Raw genomic sequence first — 22,471 nt, forward strand, 5'->3', positions numbered from 1 at the left:
CCTTCTTCCCCGTTTGCAAACATAAAAATCGATAAAAATTAATGGCTTGGTTCTTCGTCCTTCTCTTTCTTTATACGCAGATAGATTTCTTCACGGTGCACGGCCACCTCTTTCGGGGCGTTGACGCCGATACGCACTTGATTTCCTTTAACGCCGAGCACGGTCACGGTGATTTCGCCATCACCGATAATCAGGCTTTCTGCGCACCGACGAGTCAGAATCAGCATACCTTTCTCCTCACGCGAATCATTTCAGGGACAACAGTCTGCAAAAAAAAGGCACCCGACCTACAACCGGAGCGATCGTAGCCCTACATGCCTGAGTATTGACCAGCGCGAGCAAAAGAACAGTTCAGGGCTCACGCCATTCAAAAAATAAAGGGCGCGGTCAGACCGCGCCCTTCATTGACCAGGATTACTCGCCCTGACGGGCCGGAGCGTCCAGTTCGAAAGCCGTGTGCAGGGCGCGCACGGCCAGTTCCAGGTACTTCTCTTCGATCACCACGGAAACCTTGATTTCCGAGGTCGAGATCATCTGGATGTTGATGCTTTCTTTTGCCAGGGATTCGAACATGCGGCTGGCCACGCCTGCGTGGGAACGCATGCCGACGCCGACAATCGAGACCTTGGCAATCTTGGTGTCGCCAACCACTTCACGGGCACCGATCTCGCGAGCGGTGTTTTCCAGCACGGTTTGCGCGGACTGGTAGTCGTTGCGGTGCACGGTGAAGGTGAAGTCGGTGGTGTTATCGTGCGCGACGTTCTGCACGATCATGTCGACTTCGATGTTCGCGGCACTGATCGGGCCGAGAATCTTGAACGCCACGCCCGGGGTGTCTGGCACGCCACGGATGGTCAGCTTGGCTTCATCGCGGTTGAAAGCGATGCCGGAAATGATCGGCTGTTCCATGGTTTCCTCTTCATCAATAGTAATGAGGGTGCCCGGACCCTCCTTGAAGCTGTGCAGTACGCGCAGCGGAACGTTGTACTTGCCGGCGAACTCCACGGCGCGGATCTGCAGCACCTTGGAACCGAGGCTGGCCATTTCCAGCATCTCTTCGAAGGTGATCTTGTCCAGACGCTGAGCGACCGATACCACACGCGGGTCAGTGGTGTAGACACCATCGACGTCGGTGTAGATCTGGCATTCGTCAGCCTTCAGCGCAGCGGCCAGCGCCACGCCGGTGGTGTCGGAACCGCCACGACCCAGGGTCGTGATGTTGCCGTGCTCGTCGACGCCCTGGAAACCGGCGACCACCACCACGCGACCTGCTTTCAAGTCACCGCGGATCTTCTGGTCATCAATCTGCAAGATACGCGCTTTATTGTGCGCGCTGTCCGTCAGGATCCGTACCTGGTTGCCGGTATACGACACCGCCGGCACACCGCGCTTGATCAGCGCCATCGCCAACAAGGCGATTGTCACCTGCTCACCGGTGGAAACGATCACGTCCAGTTCACGGGGAACCGGTTGATCTTCGCCACTGATTTGCTTGGCCAGATCGATCAGACGGTTGGTTTCGCCGCTCATTGCAGACAGCACAACCACCAGGTCATCGCCGGCATCGCGGAATTTCTTAACCTTGTCGGCGACCTGCTCGATTCTCTCGACAGTGCCGACCGAGGTGCCTCCAAATTTCTGTACGATCAAAGCCATTTCAAAGCCGCCTCTGCCCATGAAGGGCGCCCAATAATCACTCGAACAGCCGCCGGGCCCGCCACTAGACTGCGGGCCCGACGGGCCGTCTTATAAACCCTGCTCGACGAATGGAACGGTCAGCGCCAGTGCGCCATCCAGCGCGCCGGCGTCGACACCGCCGCCCTGCGCCATGTCCGGACGACCACCGCCCTTCCCGCCCACTGCCGCAGCAGCCTGTTTCATCAAATCACCGGCTTTGAGTTGGCCAGTCAGGTCCTTGGTTACGCCTGCAACCAATACGACCTTTTCCTCATGGACACTGCCGAGCAGGATCACTGCGCGGCCGAGTTTGTTTTTCAGCTGATCGACCAGCGCCAGCAGCGCCTTGCCGTCCTGACCATCCAGACGCACGGCCAGCACTTTCACGCCCTTGACGTCCACGGCCGAAGCCGACAGATCGTCGCCTGCGGCAGCAGCGGCCTTGGCCTGCAACTGCTCGAGCTGCTTTTCAAGCGCACGGTTGCGCTCCAGCACAGCCGACAGCTTGTCGATCAGGTTGTCGCGGCTGCCCTTGACCAGGCTGGCCGCTTCCTTGAGTTGTTCTTCAGCAGCGTTCAAGTAAGCCAGCGCCGCAGCGCCGGTGACCGCTTCGATACGACGCACGCCCGATGCCACACCGCCTTCGCTGATGATTTTCAGCAGGCCGATGTCGCCGGTACGGTTGGCGTGAATACCGCCGCACAGCTCGACGGAGAAATCACCGCCCATGCTCAGCACGCGAACGTTGTCGCCGTACTTCTCGCCGAACAGCGCCATCGCGCCTTTCTGCTTGGCGGTTTCGATGTCGGTTTCTTCGGTTTCAACGGCGGAGTTCTTGCGAATCTCGGCGTTGACGATGTCTTCCAGCGCCTTGATCTGCTCCGGTTTGATCGCTTCGAAGTGGCTGAAGTCGAAACGCAGGCGCTGACTGTCGACCAACGAACCTTTCTGTTGAACATGCTCACCCAGTACCTGACGCAATGCAGCGTGCAGCAGGTGGGTGGCCGAGTGGTTCAACGAAGTCGCATGACGCACTTCGGCATCGACGTGGGTTTCCACTGGAGCGCCGATGACCAGGCTGCCGGACGCCAGCACGCCGTGGTGCAGGAACGCGCCGCCGGTCTTGGTGGTGTCGCGCACGTCGAAACGGCTGTTGCCGGCCTGCAGATAACCGCAATCGCCCACCTGGCCGCCGGATTCAGCGTAGAACGGCGTCTGATTCAGAACGATCACCGCCTCTTCGCCTTCATTCAAGACGTCGACCGACTGGCCATCTTTATAGATAGCGACAATTTTTGCCGAACCGCTGGTGTCGGTGTAACCGGTGAACTCGGTGGCCACATCCACCTTGACCAGCGTGTTGTAGTCCAGACCGAACGAACTGGCCGAACGCGCACGAACACGCTGGGCTTCCATCTCGCGTTCGAAACCGACTTCGTCGATGGTCAGGCTGCGCTCGCGAGCGATGTCCGCGGTCAGGTCCATCGGGAAACCGTAGGTGTCGTAGAGTTTGAACACCACGTCGCCCGGCACCACGGTGCCTTTGAGCTCCAGCAAGTCCTGCTCGAGGATCTTCAAGCCGTGATCCAGAGTCTTGGAGAACTGCTCTTCTTCGGCCTTGAGCACGCGCTCGATGTTGGATTGCTGCTTCTTCAGTTCCGGGAACGCTTCGCCCATCTCGGCGACCAGTGCCGCAACGATCTTGTAGAAGAAGCTGCCGGTGGCGCCCAGCTTGTTACCGTGACGGCAGGCACGACGGATGATCCGGCGCAGCACGTAGCCACGGCCTTCGTTGGACGGCAGCACGCCGTCGGCGATCAGGAAACCGCACGAACGGATGTGGTCGGAAACAACCTTGAGCGAAGACTGGTCGCCATTTTCGCAACCGATTGCCTCAGCCGAAGCTTTCAGCAGGTTCTTGAACAGGTCGATGTCGTAGTTGGAGTTGACGTGCTGCATCACCGCACTGATCCGCTCCAGGCCCATGCCGGTGTCGACCGACGGCGCTGGCAACGGATGCAACACGCCGTCGGCGGTGCGGTTGAACTGCATGAACACGTTGTTCCAGATCTCGATGTAACGGTCGCCGTCTTCTTCCGGCGAACCCGGAGGGCCGCCCCAGATGTGGTCGCCGTGATCGTAGAAGATTTCGGTGCATGGGCCGCACGGGCCGGTATCGCCCATGGTCCAGAAGTTGTCGGAGGCGTAAGGCGCGCCTTTGTTGTCGCCGATACGAATCATGCGCTCGACCGGCACACCGATTTCTTTGGTCCAGATGTCATACGCTTCGTCGTCGGAGGCGTAGACGGTGACCCAGAGTTTTTCCTTCGGCAGTTTCAGGACGCCGGTCAGGAAGGTCCAGGCGAAGGTAATCGCGTCGTGCTTGAAATAGTCACCGAAGCTGAAGTTGCCCAGCATTTCGAAGAAGGTGTGGTGACGGGCGGTATAACCGACGTTTTCCAGGTCGCTGTTCTTGCCACCGGCACGCACGCATTTCTGGCTGCTGGTCGCACGGGTGTACGCGCGCTTTTCCTGGCCCAGGAAGCAGTCCTTGAACTGGTTCATCCCCGCGTTGGTGAACAGCAGGGTTGGGTCGTTGCCCGGAATCAAAGAGCTGGAGGCTACACGGGTGTGGCCTTGCTCTTCGAAGAAGCGAAGGAAGGCTTCACGGATTTCTGCGCTTTTCATTAGGTTCTTCCACGGAGGCTGCGGCCAAAGGCCTGTACGAAACGTCAACAGACGAAACGACGGCAAAGGGCCGCATTATATCGGCCCTGCGCGCGGGGTACAGCGTGTTTATACGATAGAAACGGTCAATTGGGTGGCTAACGCTGTCACTTGCGCGAAAACTCGACGAATGTCGCGATCACTTGCTCGATTTGCGAGCGATTGACGTCCATGTGCGTGACCATCCGCAACCGCGAGGCGGCGCTCAATTTGATCCCGCGCTCGGCAGCGAATGCCTTGATCGCCTCGGCACGGTCGCCCATCTGCACGTAAACCATGTTGGTCTGCACCGGTTCGACGCTGAAACCGGCCTCGCGCAGGCCTTCGGCCAAAAACTGGGCGTTGGCATGGTCATCCGCCAGACGCTCGACGTTGTGGTCCAACGCATATAGCCCCGCCGCCGCCAGCAATCCGGCCTGACGCATGCCGCCACCGACCATTTTGCGCAGGCGCCGGGCCTTTGCAATCAACGCCGACGAACCGCACAGCACCGAACCGACCGGTGAACCGAGGCCTTTGGACAGGCACACCGAGACCGAATCGAAATATTGGGTGATTTCCCGGGCATCGACCCCGAGCTTGACCGCCGCGTTGTACAGCCGCGCGCCGTCCAGATGCAGCTGCAGGCCATTGTCCTGAGTGAACTGACGGGCCCGGGTCAGATACTCCAGCGGCAGCACTTTGCCCTGCATGGTGTTTTCCAGCGCCAGCAGGCGGGTGCGGGCGAAGTGGAAGTCATCAGGCTTGATCGCCGCTGCCACCTGATCCAGGTCCAGCGAGCCATCGGCCTGCACTTCCAGCGGCTGTGGCTGGATCGAACCGAGTACCGCGGCACCACCGCCCTCGTACTTATAGGTGTGCGCCTGTTGACCGACGATGTATTCGTCACCGCGCTCGCAGTGCGCCATCAGGCCCAGCAGGTTGCTCATGGTGCCGGTCGGAACGAACAGCGCGGCGGCGAAACCCAGCCGTTTCGCCAGTTCGGCTTCCAGACGATTGACCGTCGGATCTTCGCCATACACGTCATCGCCGGTATCGGCGCGGGTCATCGCGTCGAGCATGGCGGGAGTCGGTTGAGTGACGGTGTCGCTGCGAAGATCGATAACGCTCATGAACCTGGCCTCAAGTCAGCAGGGGAAATCCCTTTACGAAGAGGAATTACTGCGGGCATGGCGCGGATTAATCAACCCTTGCGCAAGGAAAAGTCGTTTCCTGCGCTTCGAGAAATCCGATGGCAATCATCACAAAGGCGCAATGCACAGCCCGGCAATCTGTGTTAAAAACGCTGCGCCGCCCGATAAAGGGCGGCGAAACGTTCTCAGGGCGGGGTGCAATTCCCCACCGGCGGTAATTGCGCGCAATGCGCATAGCCCGCGAGCGCTTGGTGACGGACACGGCAAAAGCCGTGAACGGCGGCAAGGTCAGCAGACCCGGTGTGATTCCGGGGCCGACGGTCATAGTCCGGATGAAGAGAGAACGGGATTAACGCCAAAGGGCCGTCCGCCGTGTTCGCGCGAGCGTGCGTACCCTTGAATCCCTTTCGATTCATAACGCCCTGTTTTTTACACAAACAGGAGTCAGAACATGCAACCCACCGCTATCGACAGCAAAAGCAAACACACCCACGGCGAGCGCGTCGCGTTCATCCAGGCCTGCTGGCACAAGGAAATCGTCGACCAGAGCCGTAAAGGTTTCCTCGCCGAAATGATCGCTCAGGGTTATCAGGAATCGGACATCGATTTCTTCGAAGTCGGCGGCGCCTTTGAAATGCCTCTGCACGCCAAGCTGCTGGCCAAGACCGGTCGTTATGCCGGTATCGTTGCCGCCGCCCTGGTGGTGGACGGCGGGATCTACCGTCACGAGTTCGTCGCCCAGTCGGTGGTCAGCGGCCTGATGCAGGTTCAGCTGGAAACCGAAGTGCCGGTGTTCTCGGTATCGCTGACCCCGCACCACTTCCACGCCGGCGAAGAACACCAGAAGTTCTTCTTCGAGCATTTCGTGCACAAGGGTCAGGAAGCGGCGAAGACCTGCGCGGATACGCTGCAGAAAGTGCGTGCGTTGCGCCGCACCGAGCCGCGCGCCGTAGCGGTCTGATGCAATAACGATCTCCCCCGCGCGCTGCGCGGGGGAGATTCAGTTTCAGGCGAGATTTTCGTCAGTGGTCGGCACGATCAGAATGCCCGCCCGCAGGCCGTTCTTGACCTTGGGGTTGGGGAAGATGATCCGCGCGCCCTGCTCTTCGATGATCCAGCGGGTATTGGCCAGATCTTCGGCCAGCACATAACCCACATCCAGTTCCGAAAAGTTTTCGATGTCCGCCGGCAGGTTCAGGCGGAACGCATCGCTGTGCTTGATGATTTCCCGTGCCACGCTGAACAGTTGAAGACCGTCCAGCCCCTGCTCGGCCATCTCCGGCTCGGTGCCTTCGATGATCTGCTTCAGACGGGTTTCCAGCAGCGACACATTGACCCCGGCGTTCTGCCCGAATGGCCGCGCCTTGCCCAGTTCCAGCGTGAAGGACTCGGCCCCCAGCTTGTCATAGGTGTAGGAGCTGAACACGATCGACGGTTTGTTCTGCAACAGCACCGCTTCCATACCGGCGGCGCGCAGGCGGGCCAGTTCAAGACGGGAATGCTGGCGACCTTCCTTCCACGGATACAAAGCGAACTGCTCGATCTTCGAACCGCGAATCGCGGTGTGCAGGTCGTAGTGCAGGCGCTGACGATCAGGAAGGCTGAAGAAAATTGCCGCCAGGCGTTCCAGCTCGCAGGCGCGCAGGGCTTCGGAACCGCTGCTTTGTTCGTGACGGCCGTTGAACAGCCGATTGACGTCCTGCTCGACGAAACGCTCGCCCTTGCGAATCGCTTCCGGGTTGCCGAACAGGAACAGAATGCGTGCGCGCGGCTTCAGATCGCCGCGAGCGATGTCATGCAGCAACCGGTCGAGCAATTCGATCGGTGCCGTTTCGTTGCCGTGGATGCCTGCCGACAGCAGCAGGTCCAGGCCATTGTCGCGCGCTTCGGGTGGCCGGACTTCCAGCGCACCCTCGCTCAACCAGCGCATGCGCACGCCTTCGACAGTCAGTTGAGTCTTCTCCGCCGGTTCGCGGCCGGCGAGGGTCAGTTCAAGCAGTTTGCCGAGGGCGAGCATAGAGCGGTTTCCTTAGTGGTCGTGATTGCAATCCGGGCCGTGCACGTGGCCGTCATCGTCGCCGAGATCAGCCGGTTCCATCTCCAGTTGCAGACTTACCAGATTAGTCGCCAATGGGCGCAACAGCAGGTTGGCGTACTCTTCGTCGCCCTCTTCGACGTCCACGCCGATCAACAGTTGGCCGCGGCCGTCCTGCTGGATCCACAGCTCTTTGCCTTGCCACATGACCGCGACGCGGGTGCAGGAAGTTTCCAGTTGCTTGCCGTCGGTGTCTTCAAGGATCAGCCGCAGGGAATCGCTCATGTCTTTTTTACGCTCTGTTGGGGAGACAAGCCGCGCGCCGCGTTCAGGCAACGCGCCGGCCATCAATTGATCTGGAATGGATAAACCGCGCCCAGTTTAAGGATTTGCGTCAGTTCATCCAGTGCCGTCCGGCATTCAAGCAGCAATTGCGGATCCGCCAGATCGCTTTCGGTCAGGCGGTCGCGGTAGTGCTTTTCAACCCATGCGGTCAACGAACCGTACAACGGGGCGGTCATGATAACCCCTGGGTTGACGGCCGCCAGCTCGGTTTCGTTGAGCGCGACGCGCAGTCGCAGGCACGCCGGGCCACCGCCGTTCTGCATGCTTTGCTTGAGATCGAAGACTTTTACTTCGCGGATCAGGCCGCCGGAGCTGGTCAGGCCTTGCAGGTAATTCCACACGCGCTCGTTGCCACGGCACTCTTCCGGCACGATCAGCAGCATCGAACCGTCAGGACGCGACAACAGCTGGCTGTTGAACAGGTAGGAACGCACCGCGTCGTCCACGGTGACCGCCGAACGCGGCACGCAGACCGACTGGAAGTTGCCGCCGACCTTGGCCAGTTTGGCTTGCAGTTCGGCCAGCATCTGATCGGTGTCGAGGAACGCGTCCTCGTGATAGAACAGCACCTCGCCGTTGCCCACCGCGATCACGTCGTTGTGGAACACGCCCTGATCGATCACCGCCGGATTCTGCTGCGCGTAGACCACGCCGTCGTCACGCAGGCCGTGCAAACGAGCGACTGCTTGCGACGCTTCGAGGGTCTGGCGCGCCGGGTATTTCTGCGGTGCCGGGTAACGGGTGTCGAACGCACTGCGACCGAACACGAAGAACTCGACGCCGGCCTCGCCGTACTCACGGCAGAAACGCGTGTGGTTCGCTGCACCTTCGTCGCCAAACTGCGCCACTGCCGGCAATGCGGCGTGGTGCGCGAAGTGTTGCTGGTTGGCGAACATCGCGCCCAGCACGCGACTGGTGGTCGGGTGCTCGATGCTGCGGTGGTATTTGCAGTTCAGGTTGGCGGCGGTGAAATGCACGCGACCGTCAGCGGTGTCGGCACTCGGGCTGACCGTGGCGGCGTTGGCCACCCACATGCTCGACGCCGAGCAACTGGCGACCAGCAGCGGCATCGCTTCTTTGGCGGCGCGCTCGATCACCTGAGCGTCGGTGCCGCTGAAACCCAGGCGGCGCAGAGCAGCCACATCCGGACGCTCCTGCGGTGCGAGCACGCCCTGCTGAAAGCCCATTTCCATCAGCGCTTTCATTTTCGCCAGACCTTGCAGCGCCGCTTCCTTCGGGTTCGAAGACTGCTGGCTGTTGCTCTGGGACGCAACGTTGCCGTAGGACAGACCACCGTAGTTATGGGTCGGCCCCACTAGACCGTCAAAATTGACTTCATAGGATTTCATCAGCGAGGCTCCACGAGAATCTGTTGTTATAGGCATCGGGTAACAATTCAATAAGACCGAGTCGCGGCCTTCGCGAGCAAGCTCGCTCCCACAGGGTTCTCATCGCCCTTGTGGGAGCGAGCTTGCTCGCGAATGGGCATCACGCCATCTTCACGCCAGGCGTCAGCGCCGCCGGCATCACCAGGCTTGGAGTTTCCAGCGAGGCCACCGGGTACGCGCAGTAATCCGCCGCGTAATAGGCACTGGCGCGGTGGTTGCCCGAAGCGCCGACACCGCCGAACGGTGCGCTGCTCGCAGCACCGGTCAGTTGCTTGTTCCAGTTGACGATCCCGGCACGGCTTTCCAGCCAGAACTGCTGGTAGCGCTCTTCGGAATCCGACAGCAGGCCAGCGGCCAGACCAAATGCTGTGTCGTTGGCTTCGGCAATCGCCGCCGCGAAATCGGCGTAGCGGATCACTTGCAGCAACGGACCGAACAGTTCTTCGTCGGAGCGATCGGCAACCGCCGTCACATCAATGATGCCCGGGGTCAGCAGCGCCGACTGCGCCTGTGGCTGAGTCATTGCCAGCAGCGACACTGCACCGTTAGCCAGCAGATGCGCCTGGGCATCCATCAACGCTTTTGCCGCGCCAAGGGAAACCACCGAGCCCATGAACGGCGCCGGCTGCTGATCGAACGCGCCGACTTCGATGGTCGAGCTGACTTCCACCAGGCGCTTGAGCAGGCTGTCGCCCCACGCGCCTTGCGGCACCAGCAGACGACGGGCGCAGGTGCAACGCTGACCGGCGGAAATGAATGCCGACTGAATGATCGTGTACACCGCCGCATCAAGATCAGCGACCTGATCGACCACCAGCGGGTTGTTGCCACCCATTTCCAGCGCAAGAATCTTGTCCGGACGACCGGCGAACTGCTGGTGCAGGTGATTGCCGGTACGGCTCGAACCGGTAAAGAACAGACCGTCGATGCCTGGGTTCGCCGCCAGAGCGATACCGGTTTCGCGGGCGCCTTGCAGCAGGTTCAGGACACCGGCCGGCAGACCGGCTTCGATCCAGCACTTGACCGTCAGCTCGGCGACTTTCGGGGTCAGCTCGCTTGGTTTGAACAGCACGCTGTTACCCGCCAGCAGCGCCGGCACGATGTGGCCGTTCGGCAAATGACCGGGGAAGTTGTAAGGGCCGAACACCGCCACCACACCGTGAGGCTTGTGGCGCAATACGGCGGTGGCGTCGCCCAGCGGGCCGCTCTTCTCGCCGGTGCGTTCGCGGTAGCTCTGCACCGAGATCGCGATCTTGTTGACCATGCTGGTGACTTCGGTCGCGGCTTCCCACAGCGGTTTGCCGGTTTCCTCACCGATGGTGCGGGCCAGCTCGTCAGCGTGGTTTTTCAGCGCAGCGGCGAAAGCTTCGAGCACGCTGATGCGATCTTCCAGGGTACGACGGGCCCAGCCCGGGAACGCCTGACGCGCAGCCTGCACGGCCGACTCGACCTGAGCGGCAGTAGCGCCCTCCCCCGACCACAGCACTTGCTGGGTCACCGGGTTCAGCGATTGAAAGGCCTCGCCCTGACCGGCCAGCCACTCACCTGCGATGTATAGCGAATTCATTATTTCGACTCCCGGGCAGCAGACAACGCCACGGCGCGAACCTGATCGCCAGCGTTGAGTTGAAGACGTTTGGCAGTCAGCGGATCGACCACCAGGGTGCCGGCGGCCAGACGGGCCGGCGCAGCCGTGATGCGGCAATCTTCGCGTTTGCGGTTATGGATGATGAACGGCGTGGCGTCGTCGCCCGGCGTGCCGATGGCCAGCACCAGCGCTTCGCTGTCGCGCACCGCGCGGATCTTGCTGGTCTCGCACTCGATGGCCGGGCCGGCGTCGAAGATGTCGACGTAACCCTGATAGCTGAAACCTTCGCTCTTGAGCATCGCCAGCGCCGGCTCGGTGTCCGGGTGCACCTGGCCGATGACATTGCGCGCGTCCGGCGACAGGAAGCAGGTGTACAGCGGGAATTTCGGCATCAGTTCAGCGATGAACGCCTTGTTGCCGACACCGGTCAGGTAATCGGCCTGGCTGAATTCCATCTTGAAGAAGTGACGGCCCAGGCTTTCCCAGAACGGCGAACGGCCAGCGTCATCCGACACGCCGCGCATCTCGGCGATGATCTTGTTGCCGAACAGTTGCGGGAATTCGGCGATGAACAGCATCCGCGCCTTGGACAACATGCGACCGTTGAGGCCGGTGCGGTAGTCGGCGTGAAGGAACAGCGAGCACAGTTCGGAGTTGCCGGTCAGGTCGTTGGCCAGGAACAGCGTCGGGATCTCGCGATAGATGTTCAGTTCCTGCGAGGCGCTGACGGTCAGGCCGACGCGGAAGTTGTACCAAGGCTCGCGCAGACCGACGGCGCCGGCGATGGCGGAAATCCCCACCACGCGACCGTCATCGTCTTCGAGCACGAACAGGTAGTCCGCGTCGCCACGGCCGGCTTCACCGCGAAAGGTCTTCTCGGCCCAGCCGACCCGGTGGGTCAGGCGCTCTTCGTTGGCCGGCAAGGTGGTCAGGCCGGTGCCGGTGCTGCGGGCAAGGTCGATCAGAGCGGACAAATCGCTGCTGCGTACGGGACGAACAATCATGCTATCTCCTCAAACGGGCCGCCGTGGCCACCCGTGAAACTCGCTAAGGCGTTAAACCGCCACCAGGCGCACGCTGGCACCTTCACCGACGCCCAGGGCTTCGGCCGCTTCCAGATCCAGGGTCACCGGTTTGCCCGGCGCGTAATCCAGCTCCAGCAATACCGCGCGGTAATCCTGCAACTGGGCATTGGCCACCAGATACTGGCGACCGGCACCTTTGACCGGCTCGCCGATCTTCACCGGCACCACGCGGCTCTGGGCGATCGAACGGATCCCCGAAACGCGCGCATGCAGGGTCGGGCCACCGTCGAAGATGTCGATGTAGTGATCGGTCTCGAAGCCTTCGCGCATCAGGATGTCGAAGGTGATCTGCGCACGCGGGTGCACCTGGCCCATCGCTTCCTGAGCGGAGTCCGGCAGCAGCGGCACGTAGATCGGGTAATGCGGCATCAGCTCGGCGAGGAACGTACGGCTTTTCAGGCCACACAGACGCTCGGCCTCGGCGTAGTTCAGGTCGAAGAAGTTGCGACCGATGGCGTCCCAGAACGGCGAGTCGCCGTTCTCGTCGCTGTAACCGACGATCTCGGTCACCACCGAATCGGCGAATCGCTCCGGGTGGCTGGCGACGAACAGCAGACGGCCACGGGAGTTGAGCTCAGACCACGGCGAACCCACCAGCTCGCGCTGCACGTAGAAACTGGTCAGCAAGCTGTTGCCGGTCAGGTCGTGGCATTGCGAGAGCACGTGGATCTTGTTGTGGATCTTCAGCTCGCGGGAGGCGTGCACGAAGGTCTCGTTGCGAAAGCTGTAGAACGGCTCGGAATAACCGGCCGACGCGACGATTGCCGAGCAGCCCACCAGTTTGCCGGTGGCGGTGTCTTCGAGGACGAAGAAGTAACTCTCTTCGCCGTTGAAGCTCACTTCGGCGGCAAACGAGGCTTCGCTCGCAGCGATCTTGTCGCTCAGGCGTTCAACGTCATCCGGCAAGGAAGTGACACCAATCGGGCTGTCCGCAGCCAGACGCTGTACCTCGCCCAGATCAGCCATTTGCGCGGGGCGCATCACCAGCATGGTGTCACTCCTTTCTCTTATAAATTCACAGAAAAAATAACCAGGCACTGACTGCATAAACAGAGATCAGTGTGGGAGCGGGCTTGCTCGCGAAGGCGGTGTATCAGTCAGCGTAGATGGCGACTGACACTCCCTCTTCGCGAGCAAGCCCGCTCCCACATTTGATTTTGCCCGGCATCAAAATTGGGTTCGGCGCCTGATCAAGTCAGGTGCCGAAGGGTCTATCAGGCTTGAGTCAGTTTCGCCGCAGCACGTTCGAAGCGATCCAGACCGGCGTCGATGTCCGCGTCTTCAACCACCAGGCTCGGGGCGAAACGGATCACGTCCGGGCCGGCTTGCAGAATCATCAGGCCTTCTTGCTCAGCGGCGTTGAAGATGTCTTTGGCCTTGCCTTTCCAGGCATCGCTCAGCACGCAACCGATCAGCAGACCGAGACCACGCACCTGGGTGAACAGGCCGTACTTCTCGCCGATCTGTTGCAGGCGAGTCTTGAACTTGTCGTGCTTGGCGTTGACGCCGTTCAGCACCTCAGGGGTGTTGATCACATCGATCACCGCTTCAGCCACGGCGCACGCCAGCGGGTTGCCGCCGTAAGTGGTGCCGTGAGTGCCGACGACCAGATGCTTGGCCAGCGCTTCGGTGGTCAGCATCGCGGCGATCGGGAAACCGCCGCCCAGGCTCTTGGCGCTGGTCAGGATGTCCGGAACCACACCGAAATGCTGGTAGGCGAACAGGTTGCCGGTGCGGCCCATGCCGGTCTGCACTTCGTCGAACACCAGCAGCGCGTTGTTCGCGTCGCACAGTTCACGGGCACCTTGCAGGTAAGCCAGCTCGGCCGGCAGCACGCCGCCCTCGCCCTGGATCGGTTCCAGAACAACCGCGCAGGTCTTGTCCGAAACAGCGGCTTTCAGCGCCGCCAGGTCGTTGTACGGCACGTGGGTGATGCCGGTGATTTTCGGGCCGAAACCGTCGGAGTACTTCGACTGGCCACCAACGTTCACGGTGAACAGGGTGCGGCCGTGGAAGCTGTTGAGCGCGGCGATGATTTCGTACTTCTCGGTGCCGAAACGGTCGAACGCGACACGACGTGCCAGCTTGAAGGCGGCCTCGTTGGCTTCGGCGCCGGAGTTGCAGAAGAACACGCGCTCGGCAAAGGTGGCGTCGATCAGCTTGTGCGCCAGGCGCAGGGCCGGCTCGTTGGTGAACACGTTGGACACGTGCCACAGCTTGTTCGCTTGCTCGGTCAAGGCACCGACCAGCGCCGGATGCGCATGGCCCAATACGTTGACGGCGATGCCGCCGGCGAAGTCGATCAGCTCGCGGCCGGACTGGTCCCAGACGCGGGAACCGGCGCCACGCACAGGAATGAAAGCGGCAGGCGCGTAGTTGGGAACCATAACCTGGTCGAAATCGGCGCGTTGTACCGCAGCGTGCTCAACGGACATCGGAGTCTCCTGATGAGGGCCACCCGCCTGAAACTGGCGAGCGATGGGGGGATTGTAAGGACAGTTTTCAGCCCGGCCTTGTCGCCAAGCGACAACTTCTTATAGCGCAAACCCCGGATTTTCCCGGGTTTACGGCAATGCGACATATAGCGTCGCAAAGGCGCAGTTTAAACTGCCGCCAGCCATTTCAGCAGTCCTGCGAGCCTATCAATTGCGAAGGGCTGGCCTGTCATACATATGTACCACCTGACACGGGATGCATTTTGCTCTGCTTGAGCTCTTTTTCGACGCTCAAGGACGCCAACGATGCCTTCCACCACCGGGCAACCGCCCGCCAGTTCGCCCACGCCCGGTGCGACCGCGCAAAACCCCGCTTCGCACTATGAACCGCTGGTGAACGCGATCCCCGAATGGCTGGGCAAGGCGTCACCCGCCCGACGCACGGCCTTGAAGAACAGCCATCGCGCCCTCCCCGACCCGTTCAGGTCAGCACCCGCAGATCAACATCAAGCGCTCAGAAGCGCCATAACGCAGCACATGACCGCGCAGAATGCCGTCGATCAGATGCTCCAACGGATACAGAACGCCAGCGCCTTTGCCGAGCCGATTCTGACCGAGGCGCTGAAATCGCGGTTTGACCTGGACCTGAACGTCAACGACACCTTTCTGCAGTTGTACATCCCGGTGAAGGCAGCAGGCATCACCACCGGCACCCGTACGTGGACGGTGTCACTGCTGGATGCAGCCCTGCATAACTTCGAGGCTGGCGAAACAGAAGCAGATGCCTACACCAGCGGCTCCTCGTTCATCACCCGCCCGTCGGCGACAGGGCAATTCGAAACGCTGGCACCACTGAACGCAAAACCCGGTATCCCGGCTTTCTCCCATCTTTGCCGAGAGCTGGATATCGGCGCTCGCTACAAGGTTTATCTCGAAGAAAATCTCGCCATCTCCAGCCCGGTAGCGGCTGCGGTCCTGCGGCACAGAGTCAATACAGCGCAAAAAACCGCATTGCGCGCGGCGCTGAAGATGGCGCGCATGCAGGGCGATATCGGACATGCGAATCGGCATTCGATTGAACGATTGCTGGATGGTGCGTCTACCGTATTGATGAACGGTCAGCCAATGCGCTGCCACGACTTGACGATGATGTCGGTCGCCCTGACCGGAGTCGTGATATTTGCACCAGACCTCGAACGCGCAAAAACCGCAGTCACGGTGGTGGCTTACTTTCCGGATGATCCTGAACATCCGGTAAAGGAATACCGCTCCACCGCAGACCTTGCCAAGGAACTGACCCGGCAATTACGCGATACGGAGTACCAACGATTCTTCAGCCGCTTCGTCGCTCACGAGCAGCGTGGACAATTTTTCGGCCAGCTCAGGCAACGACTGAGCGAAACCAAATGGCACCCACCACAGGCCGACAGCCAATTGCCGCCCTGGCGCGACACCCCCATCGAAAAGCCTGACCTGCAATGGGCAGTCACGCCCGTCGTCGGCCAATTTTTGGAACACCTTTACCAAGGCAAGTTGAACAAAATTCTCAACGATGCCGCAGTGATCGCAGTTCCCACTGCCATGGTCGATCGCAACGCACGCTGGAAACGCTGGGATTCGTTTGTCAGTGTCGCGGCGTCGGTCCTGGAAACCGCCGCGTTCGTCGTCCTGCCGTTCATCCCGTTTCTGGGTGAAATGATGATGGCGTACATCACTTACCAACTGCTCGACGAGGTTTTCGAATCGGTCATCGAATGGGCTGAAGGCCAGACAACCGAAGCCGGCGAACATTTCTTTGCTGCGCTCGAATCACTGATCCAGCTCGGCGCTTTCGGCGGTGGCACCGGCATTGCCATGGCCGAGCTGCCCAAGGTGTTGCCGGCCGAAGTCGTGGCGTTCATGGACCGCTTCCGGCCGGTGAAACTGCGCAACGGCAAAACCCTGTACTGGAAGCCGGATCTGCAAAACTATGCCCGCGACACCGTGCCAGCGGCAGATTCCACACCCGACGCGCAGGGCCTGCACCGGCACGAGGGTAAAAAACTGCTACCGCTGGATCAGGCACATTACGTCGTCAGCGATCACGAAATGCCCGGTAAGTGGCGCATCGAACACCCTGCACGCACCGACGCCTATGAACCCGTGGTGCGGCATAACGGCGAAGGGGCGTTTCACACCGAGCTGGAACACCCGTTGCGATGGGACGGCACCACTGCGTTGCAGCGAATCGGCCACAGCGTGGAGTCGTTTACCCCGACGCAGCGCGAACGCATTCTGAAAGTCAGCGGTTACACCGAAGACGGTTTGCGCAAAATGCACGTGAATCAGGAGCGCATACCGCCGCTGCTGGCCGACACCCTCGAGCGTTTCAGGATCGATCAGGATTTGCAGACGTTCATCGAGCAGATGAGCAGCGACGATCCAGCGACTTATCGAAAGGCCGATCCGCTGATCCAGCTTCAGTTACTCCACGAACAGGACTTGTGGCCGGACTCACGGCGTCTGCGCCTGATCGATGCCGGGGGCAAAAGGGTCTGGCAGTCCTCCGGCGATGCGCAGCCCACACTGACCGAGATTCACGCTGACCGACTGGTAGACGGCGACTTGCTCAAGACCCTGTTGCTGACCCTCGACGAGGGCGAAATCAACACCCTGCTCAATGAAGACTTCGGGCAAAAAATCGCCCTCGATGTGCGCACTCGCCAACTCCGGATCCGGCTCGCGCAGATTGCCGAACAACAGCGGCCAGCCCTGTTCGAACAACGTTATGCGTCACGCCAGCCGCGCAATGTCCCTCTCGAACAACAGGTAGCCAGATACGCACCAGAGCTGCCAGCCCGAATCATCGAAGAACTCATTCACACCGCCACCGGCACCGAGCTGCTGCAACTGGGCGAAGGGCAAATTTCAGAGCGTCAACAGCAGCTTTGCGAAACCGCCCTGCACGAACTGCGCATCACCCGCGCCTATGAAGGACTGGAAATCGATTCGGTGCGCAACCCGGATTCCGAAACCCTGGCACTGCACAGCCTGCCGCTACTGTCGGGTTGGTCAGATGCTGTGAGTCTGGAAGTCCGCGACCAGTCGTTTACAGGGAACAGAGTCGACACCACCGGCCCCGTGGGTGCGGCCATCGAGAAAATTCTGGTGCGCCGGGCCGATGGCACGTGGCAGCCGTTTGATCAGACCGGACTGGAGTTGCACGGCCCGACAGATTTCTACACCAGCGTGCTGCAAGCCTTGCCTGATGCCCAACGCCAGGCCCTGAACCTGCAGATCGGCGAAGGACCAAAACTCCGGCAACTGATTCGCGACAATCCCCTGCCCCGCGCCAATCTGCGCCTCACTCTGGCAGTCGAAAGCGCTCCCGCCAGTGAGGTCGACACCTTGCGTCTGCTGGGCGCTGAAGGTTATTCACGCAATGTGTCACCCGACGATTCTCCGCCCACTCTGGAAGCGCGGGTGCGCGATGTTTTTCCCGGCATCACCGAGGATGGTCAGCGGGCGATGGTGCAGCATCTGCAAAGCCATCTGGAGAACCCGATTGCCGAGCTGTCGCGCCTGCGCCTCGAATACGCACGTCTGGAGATCGACCTTGATCAGTGGCGACTGAGAGACGTGCTGGTCGATCCTGTAACCGGCCAGGAACTGTCTCTAGCCCGGCGAGCAGCGGCCGCACGCGATCGACAGCTTTTCTCCCGAACCCTGCTCAGTTGCTGGCGCCGGGAAACCCCGCAGCGCTTTGGCTACCGCATGCGTTTTATCGAACCGTTGCTGGGCGATCTGCCGGAGCTGACGGCAGACTTCAGTCACGTCGTCAGCCTGGAGCTCTGCGGCAGTGGAACATCGGCGGACATCGAGAACTTTATTGGTCGCTTCCCTCGACTGACCCGTCTGGATCTACAGCACTTCGACCTGCACAACCTGCCGCAAGGCCTCTCGACCATGCCGACCCTGCGCCAATTGCGCCTGCGTCAATGTGGAATCGTTCTGACCCCGGAAAACCAGGCGCTGCTGACGTCACTCGACGAGCTGGTTGAGCTGGATCTCAAGGACAATCCGCTGGGGACGAGCTTTGACATGACCTTCATGCCATCGCTGACCTACCTCAACCTGTCCCGCACCGGGATTTCCGAAACCCCACCCGGTTTGATCGACCATCCGCAGATCAGAAGCGCCTGGCTGACCGACAACCGGATCAGCACGCTGCCGCCAGCGCTGTTCGAGTTCTCGCCCGTCGCCGGCGCCGGATACGACTTCTCCGGCAATCCACTCTCCGCTGTCACACGCGAGCAAGTGAAGACCTATTTCACCGGCACCGGCGTCAATTTCGGCGTGCGCGCCGAACAAGCCGATATCACCCGCACCAGGGCGCTTTTTCCGGATATCGACGAAGGCCAGGCCAGCAACCTGATTTATCGCTTGCCCGGTTCACTGATCCAGGGTCGCTTGCAACTGACCGCGTGGGAAACCGAGCTGGCCACATTGAACGCGGACCTGAACGTTTGGGCACGGGATACCCCCGACCGCCACCCGGTAAGTGGCGCAATGCTTGAGGCCAACGAGCGCTTCACGGAACAGGACGCACGCGAGACTTTCGCCGGCAAGTTGCTGCGCCTGTGGCGTCACCGCTCGAAGATCCATCCTCACGCCAGGGCCGATGTCTTCACGGCCGATGCCACGTTCATCGGTGACCTGCCGGAGCTGAGCGCCGACTTCAGCCACATCACCGCACTGACCCTCAACGGCAACAAAGGCCTGCGCGGTGACGCGCCGTTTCTGCGCAGTTTCTCTCGGTTGAAACGCTTGATTCTGCGTAACGGCGAACTGGATCAACTGACCCGGACGCTCAATAGCCTGCCGATGCTGGAGGTATTGGTGCTGGATAATTGCGGCGTGAGCTTCACTGCCGAATCACTGACAGCACTGGCCGCGATGCCCAGACTCGAATCACTGGAACTGCCGGGCAATCCGCTGAACCTGGTGCCCGACCTGCAAACCCTGAACACCCTGACCTACCTTGATCTGTCACGCACGGGCTTGCTGGAAGTCCCGCCCGGCCTCCTCGATCACCCGAAAATCAAGACCGCCATCCTCAGCGAGAACCAGATCACCGAGTTGCCCGAAGCCCTGTTTGAGCTATCGGCCCAGGCCGGTGACAGCTACGACCTTTCAAACAATCCGCTGAGCGCCGGCACTCGCGAGCGGATCAAGCAGTACTGCCGCGAAACCGGCCAGGACTTCGCCGTACTCGCCGACGCGGCGGATATCGAAACCACCCAGCAGCTGTTTCCCGACCTCGACACACAGGACGCCAGCGACGTGTTCTACAGTTTGCCGGGCTCGCTCGAACTCGGCCGCAGCCAACTGCGGCACTGGCAGGCCGAAATCCGTCAGCTGAATGCCGACCTCGCGCAATGGGCTGTTGCCGGGCCCAGCGTTCATCCGACCACGGGGCAATTGCTCAATCCACGACAAATCTTCGTGACGCAAACAAACAGGCGATTGTTCGCTCAGCGGATCGAAGAACTATGGCGCTTCCGGTTTGCCGAAAAACCCACAGAACGAGGCAACGTCCTGATCGCGGAACTGCCCTTCATTGGCGAGCTACCCGCGCTGTCGGCAGACTTCAGCCACATCGCCGAACTGACTCTCGACGGCAACTCGACCCTGAGCGGCGTCGACGCTTTCCTATCGTCCTTCACCGGTCTTCGCCATCTGGAACTTCACGAGTTCAAACTGGAGCAACTGCCCGAGGCTTGCGAACGCATGCCGTTGCTGGAGCGTCTGGTGCTTGAGTACTGCGAGTTGACCCTGACACCGCCAACCCCGTCCCGCCTGTCCTCCATGACCCGGTTGCAGATGCTCAACCTGAGCCACAACCCGTTGGGCGCCGCACCGGATTTGCAGGCATTGCCGGCACTGACTCACGTGCGTTTGATCGACACCGGGATCACTCACCTGCCCGAAGGCCTGGTCGAACATCCGACTCTGATCATGGCCAACTTCGATCACAACCGGATCAGCGAACTGCCAGACAGCTTGTTCGACCTGCCCGTGCTCTCGCCCAATCAATTCATTCTCGGGGACAACCCGCTGTCCCTCGCGACGCTCGAACGGATCAAGTCCCGTTACCAGCGCACCCGACAGAATTTCGGCGTATCGATGCCGCAGGCCGATATCAGGCGCGTGCTAGCCCTGTTTCCAGAACTGGATGCCGAGCAAGCGAGTCGCCTGTTGTATCTGTTACCGGGAACACTCGATCACGGTCGACTTCAAATCGGCCACTGGGAATCGGAATGGCAACAGCTGGAGACCACGCTCAGCCGCTGGGTCGGGGAGATTCCCGAGCGACATCCGTCAACCGGCACCCCGCTCACTGAAGAAGACAACGTCGTCGAACGCTCCGGCCGTGATCAATGCCGCCGGGATCTGCAAGCATTCTGGCGTGCACGCTCGACCGCCCAGCCCGAAATGCGGTCAGACCGGCTGGTGCTCAACCTCCCTTTCATGGGTGAGCTGCCAGCACTGGACGCTGACTTCAGCCACGTCACCACCTTGTCCATTACGGGTAACGCCCAACTGCGCGCCGGCGATGATTTCTTCGGCGCGTTTACAGGGCTGAAAACCCTGGAGCTGCGCGATCTCGGTTTGCAGCAAATGCCGGCCTCGCTCAAACGCATGCCCACCCTGGAAAATCTGGTGCTGAGCAATTGCGCGGTGGTGCTGGATGCACAAGGGCGCGCCATTCTCGCTACCCTCACACGCCTGAAGAAACTCGACCTGTACAACAATCCGCTGGGACTGGCGCCAGACATCCGCACCCTGCCGGCACTGGATTTTCTCGACCTGGCCGGCACCGCCATCAGCGAGGTTCCCGACGGCGTCATCAACCATCCGGAGCTGGAAATCGTCATCCTCAACAACAATCGCATAAGCGAAATTCCCGAGGAGATCTTCAACTTGCCGGCGGATATCGGCAATGGCTACGACTTCGGCAACAACCCCCTGAGCCCCGCGATACGCGAGCGGGTCAAGGACTACTTCCGGCGCACCGGCGGTGATCTCGGCGTGCTTGCCGATGAGGCAGATCGGGCAAGGGTACAGACGCTATATCCCGCGATGGACAATGAGCAGGCCAGCACTTTTATCTATCGCCTGAGCGGGACATTGGCCGATGGTCGCAACGAAGTGGCTCGTCGGGAAATGGCGCTGAGCGATCTCACCCGCAGCCTCGCGCAGTGGAGCGGCGACATCCCCGTGAACCCACTCAACGGCCAACCACTGCCCGAAACCGCGCGCCTGCGTCAGGAGCAACTGCGCTCACAGTTCGCCGAAGCGCTGCTGACTTGCTGGCACAAAATCCCGATGGAGGATTCAAGTCTCGACAGCTACGGGTTCAGCCACACCGTGAGTTTCCTCGGCGAACTGCCGACACTCGGTGCCCGGTTCCCCTATGTGCCGGACCTGTTCCTGGTGGGTGACGGCCACTCGTCACGGCTTGGACGCTTCCTTGAAGCCTTTCCCGGGCTGGACAGCCTGGCCATTCGCGAATGCAATCTGGGCGATATTCCCAAGGACATTTTCACCATGAGTCAACTGACGGCGCTGAGCCTGCCGGACTGCGAAATCAGCCTGACACCTGAATCGGTGGCAGCACTGGCGAGCATGGACAAACTCGAAGTGCTCAACCTGCGCGACAACCCGCTGGGCCTGACGCCCGACATCAGCAACCTGCACAGCCTCACCGACCTCGACCTGAGCGATACCGGGATCACCGAAATCCCCAAAGGGACGCTGGAAAACCTGCACTGGAACGAGATCGACCTGTCCGGCAATGCGATCACGGACGTGCCGGAAGAAATCATGGATGTGCCCGCGTCAGTCGGCGACCGCTACGACTTGCGCAACAACCCGCTGTCGCCGCAAAGCCTGGCACGCGTCCGGGCCTACTATCAGGAAACGGGCAACAACCTGAACGTCAACGGCATCGACGGCATGCCGCGCCCACCGGAAATGAGGCCTGATCTGGAAATCGAAGACTGACGGGTGCAGCGC

At 60.8% G+C, this 22,471-nt stretch carries 13 protein-coding genes and 1 riboswitch; of the genes, 2 read left to right on the forward strand and 11 right to left on the reverse strand.

Translation table 11 applies throughout. The features are described from left to right. Positions 1-38: 38 nt before the first annotated feature. The 4 genes from csrA to ltaE form a co-directional block, all read right to left on the reverse strand. Positions 39-227: a carbon storage regulator CsrA gene (gene csrA / locus CAF90_RS16150; RefSeq protein WP_002554426.1), complete on the reverse strand. Its 189-nt coding sequence runs from the start codon at positions 225-227 to the stop codon at positions 39-41. A gap of 187 nt (positions 228-414) precedes the next feature. Continuing rightward, a complete protein-coding gene (locus tag CAF90_RS16155) occupies positions 415-1,656 on the reverse strand; it encodes an aspartate kinase (RefSeq protein WP_007951048.1) in 1,242 nt (413 codons plus the stop codon). Between the two features lie 90 nt (positions 1,657-1,746). After that, positions 1,747-4,365: an alanine--tRNA ligase gene (gene alaS, locus CAF90_RS16160; protein WP_085607448.1), complete on the reverse strand. Its 2,619-nt coding sequence runs from the start codon at positions 4,363-4,365 to the stop codon at positions 1,747-1,749. 146 nt (positions 4,366-4,511) lie between these two features. Further along, the gene (ltaE, locus tag CAF90_RS16165) at positions 4,512-5,516 is read right to left on the reverse strand and encodes a low-specificity L-threonine aldolase (RefSeq protein WP_085607450.1); all 1,005 of its coding nucleotides are present in this window, start codon (positions 5,514-5,516) and stop codon (positions 4,512-4,514) included. 198 nt (positions 5,517-5,714) lie between these two features. Beyond that, a riboswitch (FMN riboswitch) is annotated at positions 5,715-5,886 on the forward strand. A gap of 102 nt (positions 5,887-5,988) precedes the next feature. Between ltaE and CAF90_RS16170 the strand changes: the two genes are divergently transcribed. Continuing rightward, positions 5,989-6,498 carry a 6,7-dimethyl-8-ribityllumazine synthase gene (locus tag CAF90_RS16170; protein WP_011335530.1) on the forward strand — a complete coding sequence of 170 codons (510 nt, stop codon included), beginning with the start codon at positions 5,989-5,991 and terminating at the stop codon, positions 6,496-6,498. A 45-nt stretch (positions 6,499-6,543) separates the two neighbouring features. Here CAF90_RS16170 and astE read toward each other — a convergent pair whose 3' ends face one another. The 7 genes from astE to CAF90_RS16205 all read right to left on the reverse strand — a co-directional run bounded on the left by astE (position 6,544) and on the right by CAF90_RS16205 (position 14,413). Next, entirely contained in the window at positions 6,544-7,554 is a 1,011-nt protein-coding gene (astE, locus tag CAF90_RS16175) for a succinylglutamate desuccinylase (RefSeq protein ID WP_085607452.1), read from the reverse strand. A 12-nt stretch (positions 7,555-7,566) separates the two neighbouring features. Continuing rightward, positions 7,567-7,857: a hypothetical protein gene (locus CAF90_RS16180; RefSeq protein WP_064598799.1), complete on the reverse strand. Its 291-nt coding sequence runs from the start codon at positions 7,855-7,857 to the stop codon at positions 7,567-7,569. Positions 7,858-7,919: 62 nt separating this feature from the next. Continuing rightward, positions 7,920-9,266: an N-succinylarginine dihydrolase gene (astB, locus tag CAF90_RS16185; protein ID WP_085607454.1), complete on the reverse strand. Its 1,347-nt coding sequence runs from the start codon at positions 9,264-9,266 to the stop codon at positions 7,920-7,922. 139 nt (positions 9,267-9,405) lie between these two features. Beyond that, on the reverse strand, positions 9,406-10,875 hold the full coding sequence (gene astD / locus CAF90_RS16190; RefSeq protein ID WP_170929397.1) for a succinylglutamate-semialdehyde dehydrogenase: 1,470 nt from the start codon (positions 10,873-10,875) through the stop codon (positions 9,406-9,408). Further along, on the reverse strand, positions 10,872-11,897 hold the full coding sequence (gene astA / locus CAF90_RS16195; protein ID WP_007951056.1) for an arginine N-succinyltransferase: 1,026 nt from the start codon (positions 11,895-11,897) through the stop codon (positions 10,872-10,874). Before astA ends, astD begins: the two co-directional genes overlap by 4 nt. A 51-nt stretch (positions 11,898-11,948) precedes the next feature. Next, positions 11,949-12,968: an arginine/ornithine succinyltransferase subunit alpha gene (gene aruF / locus CAF90_RS16200; protein ID WP_007951057.1), complete on the reverse strand. Its 1,020-nt coding sequence runs from the start codon at positions 12,966-12,968 to the stop codon at positions 11,949-11,951. Between the two features lie 224 nt (positions 12,969-13,192). Further along, a complete protein-coding gene (locus tag CAF90_RS16205) occupies positions 13,193-14,413 on the reverse strand; it encodes an aspartate aminotransferase family protein (protein ID WP_007951058.1) in 1,221 nt (406 codons plus the stop codon). Between the two features lie 306 nt (positions 14,414-14,719). Between CAF90_RS16205 and CAF90_RS16210 the strand changes: the two genes are divergently transcribed. Further along, on the forward strand, positions 14,720-22,459 hold the full coding sequence (locus CAF90_RS16210; RefSeq protein ID WP_085607458.1) for a dermonecrotic toxin domain-containing protein: 7,740 nt from the start codon (positions 14,720-14,722) through the stop codon (positions 22,457-22,459). Positions 22,460-22,471 lie beyond the last annotated feature (12 nt).

The organism is Pseudomonas sp. B37(2017) (assembly GCF_002112885.1).
GTDB classification, from domain to species: domain Bacteria; phylum Pseudomonadota; class Gammaproteobacteria; order Pseudomonadales; family Pseudomonadaceae; genus Aquipseudomonas; species Aquipseudomonas paraglycinae.